Genomic DNA, 14,639 nt, shown 5'->3' on the forward strand with positions numbered 1-14,639 from the left:
CGCCGAGCGGGGCGTGGAACTTCGCGACGCCCCGCGCGCGGGCGGGTGGTTCAGGTGGCATTGTACTTCGGGGCGGGGGTGGGGCGGCAGAGGGTGTCGGTTCACGCACCTTCAATCGGTTCGAGGCTTAAAGCCAATCTGCCACGCCGCCGTGCCGTGAACAGGTGCCGCTGCGATGCCGGCTGAAACTGTAGGTGCCGTCGCGGCAACGCGCGGTTGCGCCTTCGGGTGCTTTGCCAGATAGCGAGCGGGCCGGGGCGTGCACCGCATTGCCATCGCGATTGGTGTAGGTGTTGTGATTGCTGAGGTTGGATTCGTCGGGCGAGCCTGGGGCAACATACGCAAACGCCGAAGATGCGCTGAACAGCAGAGCGGTGGCTACGGCGGCCGCGGCGGCGTAAGGCCGAAAACGGCTCAAGGTGATACTTGTCATGGTCTTTTATGTTGTTATGGTTTTCGTAGCGTGTGTGCTTGGTGCCGCTGCTCAGTTCGCGCGCCGTCCCGTCGACGGATCGAAGAAATGCAGATGTTGCGCGGGCAACGCGACTTGCAGCGTTTCACCTGCCGCGGGCCGATGCGTGTGCGGCAAGCGGACCGTGACGTCGTGCTTGCCCCAGCGGCCATGCGCGAGGTTGTCCGCGCCGAGCAGTTCGCAAGAATCGACGGTCAGCGTGGCGTGCGCAGCGTCCGCCTGGCCCGGCGTCATGTGCTCAGGGCGAATGCCGAGCGTCCATTCGCGGCCCCTGGCAACTTCCCGGCCGATTGCCGCCACGCCGGTGAGCGGCAGCCTCGGCCCGTTGCCTGCGACCTCGAACATGGAACCGTCGTCCGACACCCGGCCGTCCAGCAGATTCATCCCCGGCGAGCCGATGAAGCTCGCGACGAACACCGTGGCCGGCCGTTCGTAGACGTCGGTCGGCGCGCCGATCTGCTCCGCGTGTCCCTTGTTCATCACGATCACGCGTTGCGCCAGCGTCATCGCTTCGATCTGGTCGTGGGTGACATAGAGACTGGTTGTGGCAAGCCGCGCGTGCAGGCGCTGGATTTCGAGGCGCATTTGCACACGCAGCCGTGCATCGAGATTGGACAACGGTTCGTCGAACAGAAACACCGCCGGTTCGCGCACGATCGCACGACCCATTGCGACGCGTTGCCGCTGACCACCGGACAACTCGCGCGGCTTGCGTGCGAGCAGCGGTTCAAGCTCGAGAATCTGCGCCGCAGCCTGCACGCGCTTCGTAATCTGCGCGCGATCGACGCCCGCGATCTTCAGCGCGTAGCCCATGTTCTCGGCCACGCTCATATGCGGATACAGCGCATAGTTCTGGAACACCATCGCGATGTTGCGATCCTTCGGCTCCAGTTTGTTGACCACTTTGCCGGCGATCGAGATGGTGCCTTCGGAAATGCCTTCGAGCCCGGCCACCATCCGTAGCAAGGTCGATTTGCCGCAACCCGACGGACCGACCATTACAACGAACTCGCCGTCCGCGACGTCCACGTCGATGCCGTGCAACACGAACTGTTTGCCGTCATAGGTCTTCTTAACGCCTTGCAGAGTCAGTGCAGCCATGCCGTTTTAACCTTTTCGTTGCTTGCCGCGCGAGCCACGCCTGGCGCGGGATGTTCTAATCCAATCCGGGAGCACGCCCAAACGGCGCCGATCACTTCTCTGCATCCACCAGTCCGCGCACGAACCAGCGCTGCATCGTCAGCACGACGGCGAGCGGCGGCAACATGGCGAGCAGCGTCGCGGTCATCACGAGATGCCATTCGGTGGCCGTGTCGCCCGAGGCGATCATGCTTTTGATGCCGACCACGGCCGTGGTCAGCGATTGCTGGCTCGTAATCAGGATCGGCCACAGGTACTGATTCCAGCCGTAAATGAAGGTGATCACGAACAGCGCCGCCATATTCGTTTTCGACAGCGGCAGCACCACGTCCCAGAAGAAACGCATCGCCCCGGCGCCGTCGATGCGCGCCGCTTCCATCAATTCGTCGGGCAGCGTCATGAAGAACTGGCGGAACAGGAAGGTGGCGGTGGCCGAGGCGATCAGCGGTAACGTCAACCCGCTGTAAGTATTGCTCAGATGCATCGACGACACGACCTGCACGGTCGGGAAGATCCGCACTTCGACCGGCAGCATCAGCGTGATGAAGATCAGCCAGAACGCGAGATTGCGAAACGGAAAACGGAAGAACACGATCGCGTACGCGGAGATCATCGAGACGGCGATCTTGCCGATCGAAATCACCAGCGCCATCATGAGGCTGTTGAACAGCATGCGGCCGAACGGTGCGGCTGCATTGCCGCTGCCTTGGGACCACACGGTCGCGATATTTTCGAACAGATGCGTGCTCGGCACCAGCGACAACGGCACGCTGAACACCTCATGCTCGCTCATCGTGGCCGCGCAGAACGCGACATACACCGGAAACACCACCAGCACGACGCCGAGTATCAGCACCGCATGGCAAAAGAGGTCGAAACCGCGTCGGTTCTCGATCATGAGTATTGAACCCTGCGTTCGATGAAGCGGAATTGCACGACCGTCAACGCGACGACGATCACCATCAGGATGACGGACTGCGCGCCCGAACTGCCGATGTCCAGGCCCTGGAAACCTTCGGCGAAGATCTTGTAGATCAGCGTGCGGGTGGCTTGCGCGGGGCCGCCGCCGGTGGCTGCGTCGATCACGGGGAAGGTGTCGAAAAACGCGTAGGTGATATTGATCACCAGCAGGAAGAAGCTGGTCGGCGAGAGCAGCGGCAGTGCAATGCCGAAGAAACGCCGCACGGGACCTGCGCCGTCGATGGCTGCTGCTTCGATCAGCGAGCGCGGAATCGCCTGCAAGCCGGCATAGAAAAACAGAAAGTTATAGCTGACCTGTTTCCACACGGATGCCAGCACGACCAGAAACATCGCCTGGCCCGCATTCAGCGCGTGATTCCACACAATGCCGTACTTGGCGAGCGCATAGGTGACGAGGCCGATGCTCGGGTTGAACAGGAACGACCACAACACGGCGGCGATGGCCGGCGCGACTGCATACGGCCAGATCAGCAGCGTCTGGTAGGTCTTCGCGCCGCGCGTGACGCGATCCGCGCAGACCGCCAGCAGCAAGGAGATGACCAGTCCCGAGACCGTGACCAGCGCGCAGAAAATCAGCGTCGTATTGAACGACGACAGATAAAGCGGATCGGCGAATAACTGCTTGAAATTGGCGAGTCCGACAAACTCGCTCGACGTGCCGAACGCGTCCTGGCTCTGCGTGGATTGCCACAGCGCTTCGCCCGCCGGCCAAAGAAAGAACAGCAGCGTGATCAGGAGTTGCGGCGCAACCAGCAGGTAGGGCAGCACGCTGGTGCCGAAGCTAGAGCGCTTTTCCATCGAGGATTCCCAAGGTTCTACTGCAACATCGGGTTTCGGTGCGAAAGCACCGAAACCCTGCCGGCGGGGATTTAGTTACCAGCTTTCTCGAAGCGGCGCAGCAGCTCGTCGCCACGCGACACGGATGAATCGAGCGCCTGTTGCGGCGTCTTCTTCCCCGCCCAGACCTGTTCGAGTTCTTCGTCGATAACGGTGCGGATCTGCGGCATGTTGCCTAGACGCAAACCCTTCGTGAACGGCAGCGGCGGCTTGTTGAGCATCTGCTTGATCGCCGTGTCGCTGCCCGGGTTCTTCTCGTAGAAGCCTTGCTGCTGCGTCAGCTGATACGCGGCGGTCGTGACCGGCAGATAGCCGGTGTCCTGATGCCACTTCGCGGCAACCGGTGCGGACGACAGATACGCGAGGAACTTCGCCACGCCCTTGTAGACGGCCGGGTCTTTGCCCGACAGCACCCACAGGCTGGCGCCGCCGATGATCGCGTTCTGCGGCGCACCCTTCACGCTCGCGTCGTACGGCATCATGCCGGTGCCGAAGTTGAACTTGGCGTACTTCTTGATCGTGGCGAGCGACCCCGACGAGTTCGTGATGATCCCGCAGTCGCCGCTATAGAACTTCGACACCGGCTCGTCCTTGCGGCCGACGTAGGTGAAGGTGCCTTCCTTCTGCATGTTCTGCAGGAACTGGATGTGCGCGACCTGCAGCGGCTTGTTGAATTCGAGCTGCGCGTCGGCGCCGTCGAATCCGTTGTTCTTCGACGCGAATGGCGCGCCATGCCAGGCGCTGTAATTTTCAAGCTGAATCCAGCTCTGCCAGCCCGACGAATAGCCGCACGCCATGCCCGAGGCCTTCAGCTTCTGCGCATCTACCTGCAATTCGGCCCAGGTTTTCGGCGGCTGATTCGGATCGAGCCCGGCTTTCTTGAAAGCGTCCTTGTTGTAGTACAGCACCGGGGTCGAGCTGTTGAACGGCATCGAGATCAGCTCACCGCTCTTGGCGTCGCTGTAATAGCTGGCGATGGTCGGCACGAAGGCCTTTTCGTCGAGCGGTACGCCGGCTTGCTTGAACACTTCAGAGACGGGGATCACCGCCTTCTTCGCCTGCATCATCGTGGCGGTGCCGACTTCGTAGACTTGCAGAACGGCCGGTGCGTTGCCGCTACGATAAGCGGCGATGCCGGCGGCGAGCGTCTGGTCGTAGGTGCCTTTGAACACCGGCACGATCTTGTAATCGCTTTGCGACGCGTTGAACGCGTTGGCGATGTCGTTCAGGCGTTCGCCGAGGGCGGCTTCCATGCCGTGCCAGAACTGGATTTCAGTGGCGGCGTGGGCTGCCTGACTGATGCCGAAGCTCAATAGGGCGGCCACGGAAAGCGAACGGAACAGCGGCTTGCAACTCATTGATGTGTCTCCTAAGCGGAACGGGCGCGGGCTGGAATCGCGCGATTTTATTTGTGTTCGATGACAGTCCGGCGTCGGCTGCCGGCCGGCCCCCGCTTCTGGCAGGCGCCGAATGCCGCAATTTAACATCGGCCGTCACGAAACGGAAACAATGCGCGTCTGAAGCCGCCAGGACCTGCGACGTCAAGACCCAACACGCGCTGCTTGTGCGCGGGCATCATGGACGGTGAGGTGGCGGCGTGCTTCGCGCAGTCATGCATGTTTCCTGATGTCATTTTTTAATAAGGATTCCAGATGCTAAGTGCCGGGCGATTGGCAGTTTGCGCTTCGATAGCGGGCTTCATGACGATTGGTTGTGCGTTGACGCCTGAGATGGCGGACGCCAGATTGACACCGGTGACATCGTTGCCGAAGATCATTGCGCATCGCGGCGGCACGGGCGACGCGCCGGAGAACACGCTCGAGGCGATTCGCCAGTCTATCGCGCATCATGCCGACGAGATGTGGCTGACCGTTCAGTTGAGCAAGGACGGCGTGCCTGTGTTGTACCGTCCGGCCGATCTGTCGGCATTGACCAATGCAAAGGGGCCGGTATCCGAATTCACGGCGGCGGAACTCGCGCGCGTGAACGCCGGCTGGAGTTTCAAGAGCGGCGATATCTATCCCTATCGCAATCACCCGATCGGTATTCCGACGTTACGTGAGGCATTGCGCACGATTCCGCTGGGCACGCCGATCATCCTGGATATGAAAGCGTTGCCGGCTGGGCCGCAGGCTCAGGCCGTGGCACAGGTGCTCAACGAAGAAAGCGCGTGGTCGCGCGTGACGATCTATTCGACCGAGGCGGATTATCAGCAGAGCTTCGCCGCCTATTCGCAGGCCAGGCTGTTCGAATCACGCGATGCGACACGCGGACGCCTCGTGCGCGTGTTGCTCAACCAGGGCTGCGTGGACGCGCCGGCTGAGCACACCGCCGCCGCGTTCGAGTTGCACCGGACAATGACCGTGGTGGAAAAATTTACGCTGGGCGAAGGCCGCTCCGAGGTTCAGGCAACGCTGTGGACACCCACAACGGTCGCGTGTTTCCGGCAGAAGCCGGATGTACGGATCGTCGCGATCGCGGTGAACAATGCGGCCGATTATCGGACGGCGGCGTGTCTGGGGATCGATGCGGTGCTGGCGGATTCGCCGCAAAGGATGGCTGCGATCAAGGCAAGTATGGCTATGCCGCTGCGGTGTGAGGCGCAGAAGTAGGCACAGAAGTAGCCACAGAAGCAGGCACACGTCGGCCCATAAAAAAAGCCCGCATTTCGCGGGCCTTCTCCAAGTACGGCGGAGTTCAGCGATCACCGGCTACCACCTCGCGCAGAGGCTAAACCTCAAAACCGGCGGGGCTCAGCATTCGCCGGCTACCGCCTCGCGCCGAGGCCAAACCTCAAACGTTGAACAGGAAGTTCATCACGTCGCCGTCGTGCACGACGTATTCCTTGCCTTCCGCACGCATCTTGCCGGCTTCTTTCGCGCCTTGCTCACCCTTGTAGGTGATGAAGTCGTTGAAGGCGATCGTCTGCGCGCGAATGAAGCCGCGCTCGAAGTCGGTGTGAATCGCGCCCGCTGCCTGCGGTGCCGTATCGCCGACATGGATCGTCCACGCGCGCACTTCCTTCACGCCGGCCGTGAAGTAGGTTTGCAGGCCCAGCAACTTGAAACCCGCCCGAATCACCCGATTCAGGCCCGGCTCTTCCATGCCCATGTCGGCGAGGAACACTTCCATATCCGCTTCTTCGAGGTCGGCGATTTCCGCTTCGATTGCCGCGCACACGGCGACGACCGGCGCGCCTTCGGCTGCCGCGAACTTCGTGACCGCGTCCAGATGCGGGTTGTTCTCGAAGCCGTCATCTTTCACGTTGGCGACGTACATGGTCGGCTTGGCGGTGATCAGGCAGAACGGCTTGAGCGTGGCCTTTTCCTCATCCGACAGATCGAGCGCGCGAACCGGCTTGGCCTGGTCGAGTTGCGCGCGGACCTTTTCCAGCACGGCGGCGTTCCTGGCGGCTTCCTTGTCGTTACCCGACTTGGCGGCCTTCGAATAGCGTGTCAGCGCCTTTTCGACGGTGGCGAGGTCGGCCAGCGCCAGTTCGGTGTTGATCACCTCGATATCCGACAGCGGATCGATCTTGTTCGCGACGTGGATTACGTTCTCGTCTTCGAAGCAGCGCACCACGTGCGTAATCGCGTCGGTTTCGCGAATGTTCGCGAGGAACTGGTTGCCCAGACCTTCACCCTTGCTCGCACCGGCCACGAGACCGGCGATGTCGACGAATTCCACCACGGCCGGCAAGATGCGCTCCGGCTTGACAATTTCGGCGAGCGCTTTCAGACGCGCGTCCGGCACTTCGACGATGCCGACGTTCGGCTCGATCGTGCAGAACGGATAGTTTTCCGCGGCGATGCCCGCCTTGGTCAGCGCGTTGAACAGAGTGGACTTGCCGACGTTAGGCAGGCCGACGATGCCGCATTTGAGGCTCATGGAAATCCTTCAGTGAATCAGTAAGTTGCGTGATGCGCTCGACGCTGTTGCAGGATTCGGAAAGCCTTCGCGGGTGGCGTGGCGGAGGAAACGCAGCGGAGCGGGACAAGACACCAGATCGGGGCGTTGCCTCGACGATTCTGGGCGAGTCTTGTCACGGAAAGCGCAATTGTAACCCGTTCGGATGGGCTGACTGGGAAGGGCGCGGGAAACCGTGCTGACCCGGAAATATTCAGTCGGAACATTGTAATATGCTGGTCCGGGGCCGCTAGAGCCCTATTCCGGGGAAACACGATGACAATAAATAAATGGGCTAGGTGGATATTGTGCGCCGCGCTGATTGGCGCGGGCGTGGTTGCCTGGCTCTCGCCGAACTACGAGGAAGCCCAGGCCGCCACTGATCGCCAGACGGTGGACTGCATGGTGAAGCAGCTCACGCTGGAGGACAAACGCAACATTGCGCAGTTCGCCGACACCAATGATTTCGACTCCCTGTGGCGGGTGTACGACCGCGTCTTCCCAGACTGCACCGTACGGGGCGATCAGCGGGACCGTAAAAGCGAACTGGTGACGAGCGCGTGGCGAGTCCTGTCAACCGACCGTGATTTCATGCTTTTGCGCGAAACCCATGCGGCGCACGCCGCGCTTGGACATTAGGTTTCAGGCCGAAATGCCGCATGCGTCGATCCGTCCCCCGCAACCCCCGCGGCTATAATGCGCGGATGAACGCACACCACCAGACCTTTGATGCCGCCGTGATCGGCGGCGGGCTCGTCGGCAAGACCGCGGCGCTGGCGCTGACGCAAGGCGGACTACGCGTGGCACTACTTGCGCAACCCTGCGCGGCACTGCCCGCCGGCGCGGCCTTCGACTCGCGGGTCTACGCGCTGTCGTCGAGTTCGCAGGCGCTGCTGGAGCGGTTGCGGGTCTGGCAGGCGCTCGATTTGTCGAAGCTCGGACCCGTCTACGACATGCGTGTCTACGGCGACGCCCACGCCGAACTCCATTTTTCCGCGTTTCAGGCGTCCGTGCCGCAACTGGCGTGGATCGTCGAGTCGTCGGTCATCGAGCGTGCGCTGGATGCCGCGCTGCGTTTCCAGCCGAATCTCACCTGGATCGACGCGCGCGCGCAGGCGCTGGACTTTACCGCCGACGGTGCAAGCGTAGGTCTGGCCAACGGCAATGTGCTCGAGGCCGATCTGGTGGTTGGCGCGGACGGCGCGCATTCGTGGGTGCGTGCGCAGATCGGCTCGAAGATGAACCGGCGCGACTATAAGCAGACCGGCGTGGTCGCGAATTTCAAGGCCGAGAAGCCGCACGGCGAAACCGCGTATCAATGGTTCAAGGACGGCGAAATCATCGCGCTGCTGCCGATGCCGGACGGCCACGTCTCGCTGGTGTGGTCGGCGCGCACGGAACACGCGGAGCAACTGGTCGCGCTCGATCCGGCACAACTCGCCGCGGAGGTCGAACGCGTGACCGGCGGCCAGTTCGGCGCTTTGGAATGCATGACGCCCGCGCAAGGCTTTCCGCTCGCGCTGCAAACCGTCGACAAGCTGGTGGCGCCGCGCGTCGCGCTGGTCGGCGACGCCGCGCACCTGATTCATCCGCTGGCGGGCCAGGGCATGAACCTCGGTTTGCGCGATGTCGCTGCGCTCGCCGAGACGGTCGCCGGCAAGGAAGCGTTCCGCGATCTCGGCGACATGGTTCTGCTGCGCCGCTACGAACGCGCCCGCCGCGAAGACATCCGCGCGCTGATGGTCGCCACCGACGGCCTGCAAAAACTCTTCTCGGCGCCCGGGCCGTTTGCCAAGGTGTTGCGCAATACCGGCATGGCGTTTGTGGGCGCGCAGCCGTTCATCAAGCGCTGGCTGGTGTCGGCCGCGTTGGGGTAAAGCGGCCGAACCCGCGTGTCCGACCGGCGAGGCGGGTATCATGAACGGATGGACGCCATTCTGGGCACCAATCTCGTCACACCCGAAACGTCGAAAAACGCGCACCGCGCGCGCTTGAACTTCAGGAATTCAGCATGAAAAAATCCTTTCGCATCGCAGCCGTCGTGCTCGCGATCGCCGCCGTGGCAATCGGCTGCTCCGCGCAGGCCGATCAAACCACCGACAAGCTCAAAGCCACGCTGCAAACGCGCCTGAACGACGTGACGATCAAGAGCGTCTCGAAGTCGCCGATTGCCGGGCTCTACGAAGTGAACCTCGGCACGCAGATCATCTATAGCGATGCGAACGGCGACTACCTCATGCTTGGCGACATGGTCGACGCGAAGACCCGCAAGAATCTGACGGAAGCGCGTCTGTCGGAGACCAACCGCATCGACTTCGCGAGCCTGCCGTTCGCGAACGCGGTGAAGGTCGTGAAGGGCAACGGCGCGCGCAAGATCGCCGTGTTCTCCGATCCGAACTGCCCGTACTGCAAGCAGCTCGAAACGTCGCTCAAGTCGATCGATAACGTCACGGTCTACACCTTCCTGTACCCGGTGCTGTCGCCGGATTCCACCGTCAAGTCGAAGTCGATCTGGTGTTCGCCCGACCGCGCGAAGGCGTGGGAATCGTGGATGCAGGATCATCAGTCGCCCACGGCAGCCGGCACCTGCAACACCGCCGCGATCGACAAGAACCTGGCGCTCGGCCGGGCGATGGGCGTCGACGGCACGCCGACCGTATTTCTGGCCGACGGCCGCCGCCTGCCCGGCGCCGTGCCGGCAGACCGCCTGGACAGGGAAATGTCCGCCGTGCACTGAGCACGCAACGCAAGTCGAAGAAAGGAGGCGCGCAGTGCGCCTCCTTTCACATCGAGCCCCGAATATCCCCGCCTGAAACCATCTAATCGCCGCCGATGAAGCCGATCCGCTACACCATCGTTCCCAAGCAACCCGCCGCCCATCTGTTCGAAGTTACCGTGACTGTTGCCGATCCCGATCCGGCCGGGCAGCGTTTCATGCTGCCGGTCTGGATCCCGGGCAGCTACATGGTGCGCGAGTTCGCGCGCAACATCGTCACGCTGCGCGCCGTCAACGAAGCGGGCCGCAAGGTGCGCGTCGAAAAGACCGACAAGCACACGTGGCAGGCCGCGCCGGTCAAGGGCGCGTTGACGCTGCGCTATGAGGTGTATGCGTGGGATCTGTCGGTGCGCGCCGCGCATCTGGACGATACGACGGGCTTTTTCAATGGCACCAGCGTGTTCCTGTCGCCGCTCGGTCATGAGGAAGCCCAGTGCGTGGTCGATATCCAGAAGCCGGAAGGCGCGGCGTATCGCAACTGGCGCGTCGCGACCGCGTTGCCGGAAGCGCGCGGGACGAAGCGCTACGGCTTCGGCGAATATCGCGCGCAGAACTACGACGAGTTGATCGATCATCCCGTGACGTTGGGCGAGTTCGCGCTGGCGACCTTCAAGGCGCACGGCGTACCGCACGACATCGTGATCGCAGGGCGTGTGATTGGGCTGGATATGGCGCGTCTGTCCGCCGATCTGAAGCGCATCTGCGAAGCGCAGATCGCGTTGTTCGAGCCGAAGTCGAAGAAGGCGCCCGTGGATCGCTATGTATTCATGACGCAGGCGGTCACGGATGGTTACGGCGGGCTGGAACATCGCGCGTCGACGGCGCTGATCTGCAATCGCACCGATTTGCCGGTGGAAGGCCGCGACGCCCCCACCGAAGGCTACCGAACCTACCTCGGTCTGTGCAGCCATGAATACTTCCACACCTGGAATGTGAAGCGCATCAAGCCGGCCGTGTTTGCGCCGTACGACTTGAGTGTCGAAAACTACACGCCGCTGCTGTGGTTGTTCGAAGGCTTTACCTCTTACTACGACGATCTGATCCTCGTGCGCGCGGGCCTGATCTCGCAAGACGACTATCTCGGCATACTCGGCAAGGTGATTGGCGGCGTGTTGCGCGGCAGCGGCCGGCTGAAACAGACGGTGGCCGAAAGCTCGTTCGACGCGTGGGTCAAATACTATCGGCAGGACGAAAATGCGCCGAACGCAATCGTCAGCTATTACACCAAGGGCTCGCTCGTCGCGCTCGCATTCGATCTGACGATCCGCGCGCAGACCAGCAACCGTAAATCGCTCGACGACGTGATGCGTCTCTTGTGGCAGCGCTTTGGGCGCGACTTCTATCGCGGTAAGCCCGTGGGCGTCGAAGCAAGCGAGATCGAGGCGCTTTTTGCCGAAGCGACCGGTGCGCAACTGGGCGAGCTGTTCGCCGAAGCCGTGCATAGCACGCACGATCTGCCCCTCGACACGCTGCTCGCGCCGTTTGGCGTCACGCTCGCGCCGGAACTGGACAAGAACGGTAAGCCGTCGCTCGGCGCGCGCATGCGCAGCGGCGCGGATTGCACGCTGGCAGCGGTTCACGAAGGCAGCGCGGCGCAGAAAGCCGGACTTTCGGCAGGCGACGTCCTGGTCGCGCTTGACGGTTTGCGTGTAACCGGCTCGAATCTTGATTCCCTCTTGTCGCGCTATCTGCCGGGTGCGAAAGTCGAAGTTCACGCCTTCCGCCGCGACGAGCTTCGCACCGCGCAAGTCAAGCTGGACGGGCCCGAGGTGGCGCGCTACAAGCTCACCGTGAGCGACAAACAGCTGGCGGCGCGCAAGGCGCGGGAGCGCTGGCTGGCAAGCTGATCGTAATGCTGGTCGTCCTAATCGACGGTTCCAAGCGGGGATTGTTCTACCAGTGCAACAATCCTTCGCTGCCGGACGGCTTTTTCCCGGGCCGGTAAAAAAACACAATGGCTCCACTGGCGCCACACTGCGCGCACCTACTGGAGTCAACCATGACCACGATCCTGCAAATCAACTCGGCAGCCCGTTCGCAAGGCGCGAACTCGACGCTGCTCGTCAACGAGCTGACCGCAAAGCTGCAACAATCGAATCCGGGCGCGCAAGTTGTCGTCCGTAACCTGCAAGCTGAACCGCTGCCGCACCTGGACGACGCCGTCCTCGGCGCGTTCTTCACGCCGGCAGACCAGCGCACGCCGGAGCAAGTTGCGATCTCCGCGCGCAGCGAAGCGCTGATCGCCGAACTGCAAGCCGCCGACATTGTCGTGATCGGCGCACCGATGTACAACTTCAGTATTTCTTCGCAACTGAAGACGTACTTCGACTTCATCGCACGCGCCGGCATTACGTTCCAGTACACGGCGAATGGTCCGGAAGGTCTCGTGAAGGGCAAGAAGGTATTCGTGGTGTCGGCTCGCGGCGGCAAGTATTTGGGCACCCCGAACGACAGCCAAACGCCGTATCTGAAGAGCTTCCTGGGTTTCCTCGGCATGACCGATGTGAGCTTCATCTACGCTGAAGGCCTGAACATGGGCCCGGAGGCTGCGTCTGCCGCATTGGCTGGTGCGCGTGAAGCGATCGCTGCTGCGTAAGGTGTGAGGTTTGTCCCGCGCCGGATGATTGCGGCGCGGTGGAATGAAAAAACGCCACGGGGTGTGATTCCGTGGCGTTTTTGTTTTTTGCGGCTGCGATCCTGGGTTATTGGTTATCGGGTTTTTCGGTTTCCAGTTTCAGGTTTTCGGTTTTCGGTTTCCGACCTATGGTCAGCGTCGGTGCGCGCGTGCCTCGCGCGATTGACGTCTTATGCCAGCATCTGCGCCTCGTCGGGCAAGCGCCAATCGATGGGTGTGCGGCCGTGCTTCACGAGATATTCGTTCGCCGAAGCGAAGTGCCCGCAGCCGAGAAAGCCCCGATGCGCCGACAGCGGCGACGGATGCGGCGCCTCCAGCACGTAATGCGACTTGCCACCGAGCAGCGCGCGTTTGGCTTGTGCATGCGCGCCCCACAGCATGAATACGAGACCGTCGTGACGCATGGCCAGTTCGTGGATCAGCGTGTCGGTGCATTTCTCCCAGCCGCGTTTCGCGTGACTCGCGGCCGAGTCGCGCTCGACGGTCAGTACCGTGTTGAGCAGCAACACGCCTTGCTTGGCCCAAGTGTCGAGGCAGCCATGACGCGGCGGCTCGTGGCCGAGGCTGGCGGCAATTTCCTTGAAGATGTTGCGCAGCGACGGCGGCGTGCGCACGTTCGGCGCCACTGAAAACGCCAGTCCGTGCGCTTGCGGCGTGCCGCGGTCTTCGCCGTGGTACGGATCCTGGCCGAGGATCACGACTTTGACTTCGTCGGGGCTGGTGAGACGCAGGGCGCGGAAGACGTCGGTGGGATAGACGGTTTTGCCGGCAGCGCGCTCTCCGTCGACGAAACGGCACAACGGCGCGTAGGCGTCGCTTTCGATGAACGGTTTGAGGTGTGCGCGCCAGGCCGGGGGCAGGGCGGCGAACTGGGCTTCGAGGGTCGGCGGCGGTGAGTCGGCGGCGGCGGATGTCTGCTGCTGCGCTGTTGCGCTGGACGGCGTGGCCGAGGTGTCGCCGAACAACGAGGCTTGCGACGAATTGGAGCGGGTGCGGGAAGCTGAGGTCATGGCGAGGAAGTGTCGCAGCAAACGCGGGCTAGCTCAAGTTTGCGCTGCTTGAACGCTGCGTTGTGCTGCGTGAGCGCTGCGCATTGTGCTGGCGTGCGGCGGTATTGCGATTGGACTTCAGCGCGTGGTGCAATCGGCGACACAACTGCGGCGAAACAACTGCGGCGAAACGCAAACGGCGAAACGCAGATGTGGCGGCACAAACCCGCGCGCCGACGGCTTAGTCTGCCCGCAATTGATAGCCGCGCTGAGCTTTGCTGATGTTGTCCGGCGCAAGTCCGGCCACCTGCTTGCCCAGTTCTTTCGCCAACGTATCCAGCACCGCTTCGTCGCCGGACTTCAGTTCCAGTTCGACTTCAGAGATCGGCGCGCGGCGCATTTCGCCATTCACCTCCGCGATAACGTCGCCCTGGTCGATCGCGGCTTCGACTTCGGAGCCGTCCAGATCGATATTCCACAGCGTGCGCGTGAAATTCGTGCGGAACAGTTCGATCAGTTCCGGCGCAGCCTGACTCAGGGCTTCCGCGGTGGCGGGTTCGTCACACTGGCGCAGCAAGGCTTCGATCTCCAGCTTTTCTCCCGCCACCGGCATTTCCCATTCGTGCCGGCTGTGTAGACCGTCCTTGGCGTCGCCCACCGTCTTGAACGTTTGCAGCCAGCCGTCCGGCGTATGCCGCAAACGCAGTGCGCTCTTTGAACTCGCCAATGCCAGTTTGGGTGTGTCGAAGTAAATATTCGCCAGCTCGATCGGGCGCCCCTGGTTGCCGGTGCGCGCGACGAACCACTGCGTCGCCGTTTTCACCTGGCTCACCGGCAGTGCCAGCTTGATTTCACGTTCCATGCCCATGACTTGCTCCGCTACCTGGCCTGCGTGTTGAAACT

At 62.4% G+C, this 14,639-nt stretch carries 14 protein-coding genes; 6 read left to right on the forward strand and 8 right to left on the reverse strand.

What is annotated here, in order from left to right; all coding sequences use genetic code 11:
* Window positions 1-127: 127 nt before the first annotated feature.
* From P0D84_RS01630 to ugpB, 5 genes are all read right to left on the reverse strand, one after another.
* Window positions 128-433, reverse strand: a complete 306-nt coding sequence (locus P0D84_RS01630; protein WP_408331875.1) for a DUF3761 domain-containing protein — start codon at window positions 431-433, stop codon at window positions 128-130.
* A 51-nt stretch (window positions 434-484) separates the two neighbouring features.
* Complete coding sequence (locus P0D84_RS01635) at window positions 485-1,573, reverse strand: sn-glycerol-3-phosphate import ATP-binding protein UgpC (RefSeq protein ID WP_408331877.1); 1,089 nt, start codon at window positions 1,571-1,573, stop codon at window positions 485-487.
* Between the two features lie 91 nt (window positions 1,574-1,664).
* Window positions 1,665-2,510: a sn-glycerol-3-phosphate ABC transporter permease UgpE gene (ugpE, locus tag P0D84_RS01640; RefSeq protein WP_408331879.1), complete on the reverse strand. Its 846-nt coding sequence runs from the start codon at window positions 2,508-2,510 to the stop codon at window positions 1,665-1,667.
* A complete protein-coding gene (gene ugpA, locus P0D84_RS01645) occupies window positions 2,507-3,391 on the reverse strand; it encodes a sn-glycerol-3-phosphate ABC transporter permease UgpA (protein ID WP_323047574.1) in 885 nt (294 codons plus the stop codon). The genes ugpE and ugpA overlap by 4 nt, the downstream gene beginning before the upstream one ends.
* A 71-nt stretch (window positions 3,392-3,462) precedes the next feature.
* Complete coding sequence (gene ugpB, locus P0D84_RS01650) at window positions 3,463-4,788, reverse strand: sn-glycerol-3-phosphate ABC transporter substrate-binding protein UgpB (RefSeq protein WP_408331882.1); 1,326 nt, start codon at window positions 4,786-4,788, stop codon at window positions 3,463-3,465.
* Between the two features lie 342 nt (window positions 4,789-5,130).
* Here ugpB and P0D84_RS01655 point away from each other — a divergent pair, with 342 nt between their 5' ends.
* Entirely contained in the window at window positions 5,131-6,042 is a 912-nt protein-coding gene (locus P0D84_RS01655) for a glycerophosphodiester phosphodiesterase family protein (protein WP_408331884.1), read from the forward strand.
* Window positions 6,043-6,223: 181 nt separating this feature from the next.
* Here P0D84_RS01655 and ychF read toward each other — a convergent pair whose 3' ends face one another.
* On the reverse strand, window positions 6,224-7,318 hold the full coding sequence (gene ychF / locus P0D84_RS01660; protein ID WP_408331886.1) for a redox-regulated ATPase YchF: 1,095 nt from the start codon (window positions 7,316-7,318) through the stop codon (window positions 6,224-6,226).
* A gap of 351 nt (window positions 7,319-7,669) precedes the next feature.
* Between ychF and P0D84_RS01665 the strand changes: the two genes are divergently transcribed.
* The 5 genes from P0D84_RS01665 (at window position 7,670) to P0D84_RS01685 (ending at window position 12,708) form a co-directional block, all read left to right on the forward strand.
* Complete coding sequence (locus P0D84_RS01665) at window positions 7,670-7,975, forward strand: hypothetical protein (RefSeq protein WP_408331888.1); 306 nt, start codon at window positions 7,670-7,672, stop codon at window positions 7,973-7,975.
* 65 nt (window positions 7,976-8,040) lie between these two features.
* Window positions 8,041-9,213, forward strand: coding sequence for a UbiH/UbiF family hydroxylase (locus P0D84_RS01670; protein WP_408331890.1), 1,173 nt, complete (start codon window positions 8,041-8,043; stop codon window positions 9,211-9,213).
* A 134-nt stretch (window positions 9,214-9,347) separates the two neighbouring features.
* The gene (locus P0D84_RS01675) at window positions 9,348-10,073 is read left to right on the forward strand and encodes a DsbC family protein (RefSeq protein WP_408331892.1); all 726 of its coding nucleotides are present in this window, start codon (window positions 9,348-9,350) and stop codon (window positions 10,071-10,073) included.
* Between the two features lie 95 nt (window positions 10,074-10,168).
* Window positions 10,169-11,959, forward strand: a complete 1,791-nt coding sequence (locus P0D84_RS01680; protein ID WP_408331894.1) for a M61 family metallopeptidase — start codon at window positions 10,169-10,171, stop codon at window positions 11,957-11,959.
* Between the two features lie 152 nt (window positions 11,960-12,111).
* Window positions 12,112-12,708 carry an FMN-dependent NADH-azoreductase gene (locus P0D84_RS01685; protein WP_408331896.1) on the forward strand — a complete coding sequence of 199 codons (597 nt, stop codon included), beginning with the start codon at window positions 12,112-12,114 and terminating at the stop codon, window positions 12,706-12,708.
* Between the two features lie 209 nt (window positions 12,709-12,917).
* On the opposite strand, the gene P0D84_RS01690 is transcribed toward P0D84_RS01685, so the two are convergent.
* Entirely contained in the window at window positions 12,918-13,757 is an 840-nt protein-coding gene (locus tag P0D84_RS01690; protein ID WP_408331898.1) for a uracil-DNA glycosylase, read from the reverse strand.
* 220 nt (window positions 13,758-13,977) lie between these two features.
* Window positions 13,978-14,604 carry a CYTH domain-containing protein gene (locus P0D84_RS01695; protein WP_408331900.1) on the reverse strand — a complete coding sequence of 209 codons (627 nt, stop codon included), beginning with the start codon at window positions 14,602-14,604 and terminating at the stop codon, window positions 13,978-13,980.
* Window positions 14,605-14,639: the final 35 nt, after the last annotated feature.

Source organism: Paraburkholderia sp. RL17-337-BIB-A (genome assembly GCF_046025895.1).
Lineage (GTDB): Bacteria > Pseudomonadota > Gammaproteobacteria > Burkholderiales > Burkholderiaceae > Paraburkholderia > Paraburkholderia fungorum_C.

Coding starts and splice junctions, on each gene's coding strand:
- P0D84_RS01630 (WP_408331875.1), bottom strand. CDS start 433: ATGACAAGTATCACCTTGAGCCGTTTTCGGCCTTACGCCGCCGCGGCC.
- P0D84_RS01635 (WP_408331877.1), bottom strand. CDS start 1,573: ATGGCTGCACTGACTCTGCAAGGCGTTAAGAAGACCTATGACGGCAAA.
- ugpE (WP_408331879.1), bottom strand. CDS start 2,510: ATGATCGAGAACCGACGCGGTTTCGACCTCTTTTGCCATGCGGTGCTG.
- ugpA (WP_323047574.1), bottom strand. CDS start 3,391: ATGGAAAAGCGCTCTAGCTTCGGCACCAGCGTGCTGCCCTACCTGCTG.
- ugpB (WP_408331882.1), bottom strand. CDS start 4,788: ATGAGTTGCAAGCCGCTGTTCCGTTCGCTTTCCGTGGCCGCCCTATTG.
- P0D84_RS01655 (WP_408331884.1), top strand. CDS start 5,131: ATGACGATTGGTTGTGCGTTGACGCCTGAGATGGCGGACGCCAGATTG.
- ychF (WP_408331886.1), bottom strand. CDS start 7,318: ATGAGCCTCAAATGCGGCATCGTCGGCCTGCCTAACGTCGGCAAGTCC.
- P0D84_RS01670 (WP_408331890.1), top strand. CDS start 8,041: ATGAACGCACACCACCAGACCTTTGATGCCGCCGTGATCGGCGGCGGG.
- P0D84_RS01675 (WP_408331892.1), top strand. CDS start 9,348: ATGAAAAAATCCTTTCGCATCGCAGCCGTCGTGCTCGCGATCGCCGCC.
- P0D84_RS01680 (WP_408331894.1), top strand. CDS start 10,169: ATGAAGCCGATCCGCTACACCATCGTTCCCAAGCAACCCGCCGCCCAT.
- P0D84_RS01685 (WP_408331896.1), top strand. CDS start 12,112: ATGACCACGATCCTGCAAATCAACTCGGCAGCCCGTTCGCAAGGCGCG.
- P0D84_RS01690 (WP_408331898.1), bottom strand. CDS start 13,757: ATGACCTCAGCTTCCCGCACCCGCTCCAATTCGTCGCAAGCCTCGTTG.
- P0D84_RS01695 (WP_408331900.1), bottom strand. CDS start 14,604: ATGGGCATGGAACGTGAAATCAAGCTGGCACTGCCGGTGAGCCAGGTG.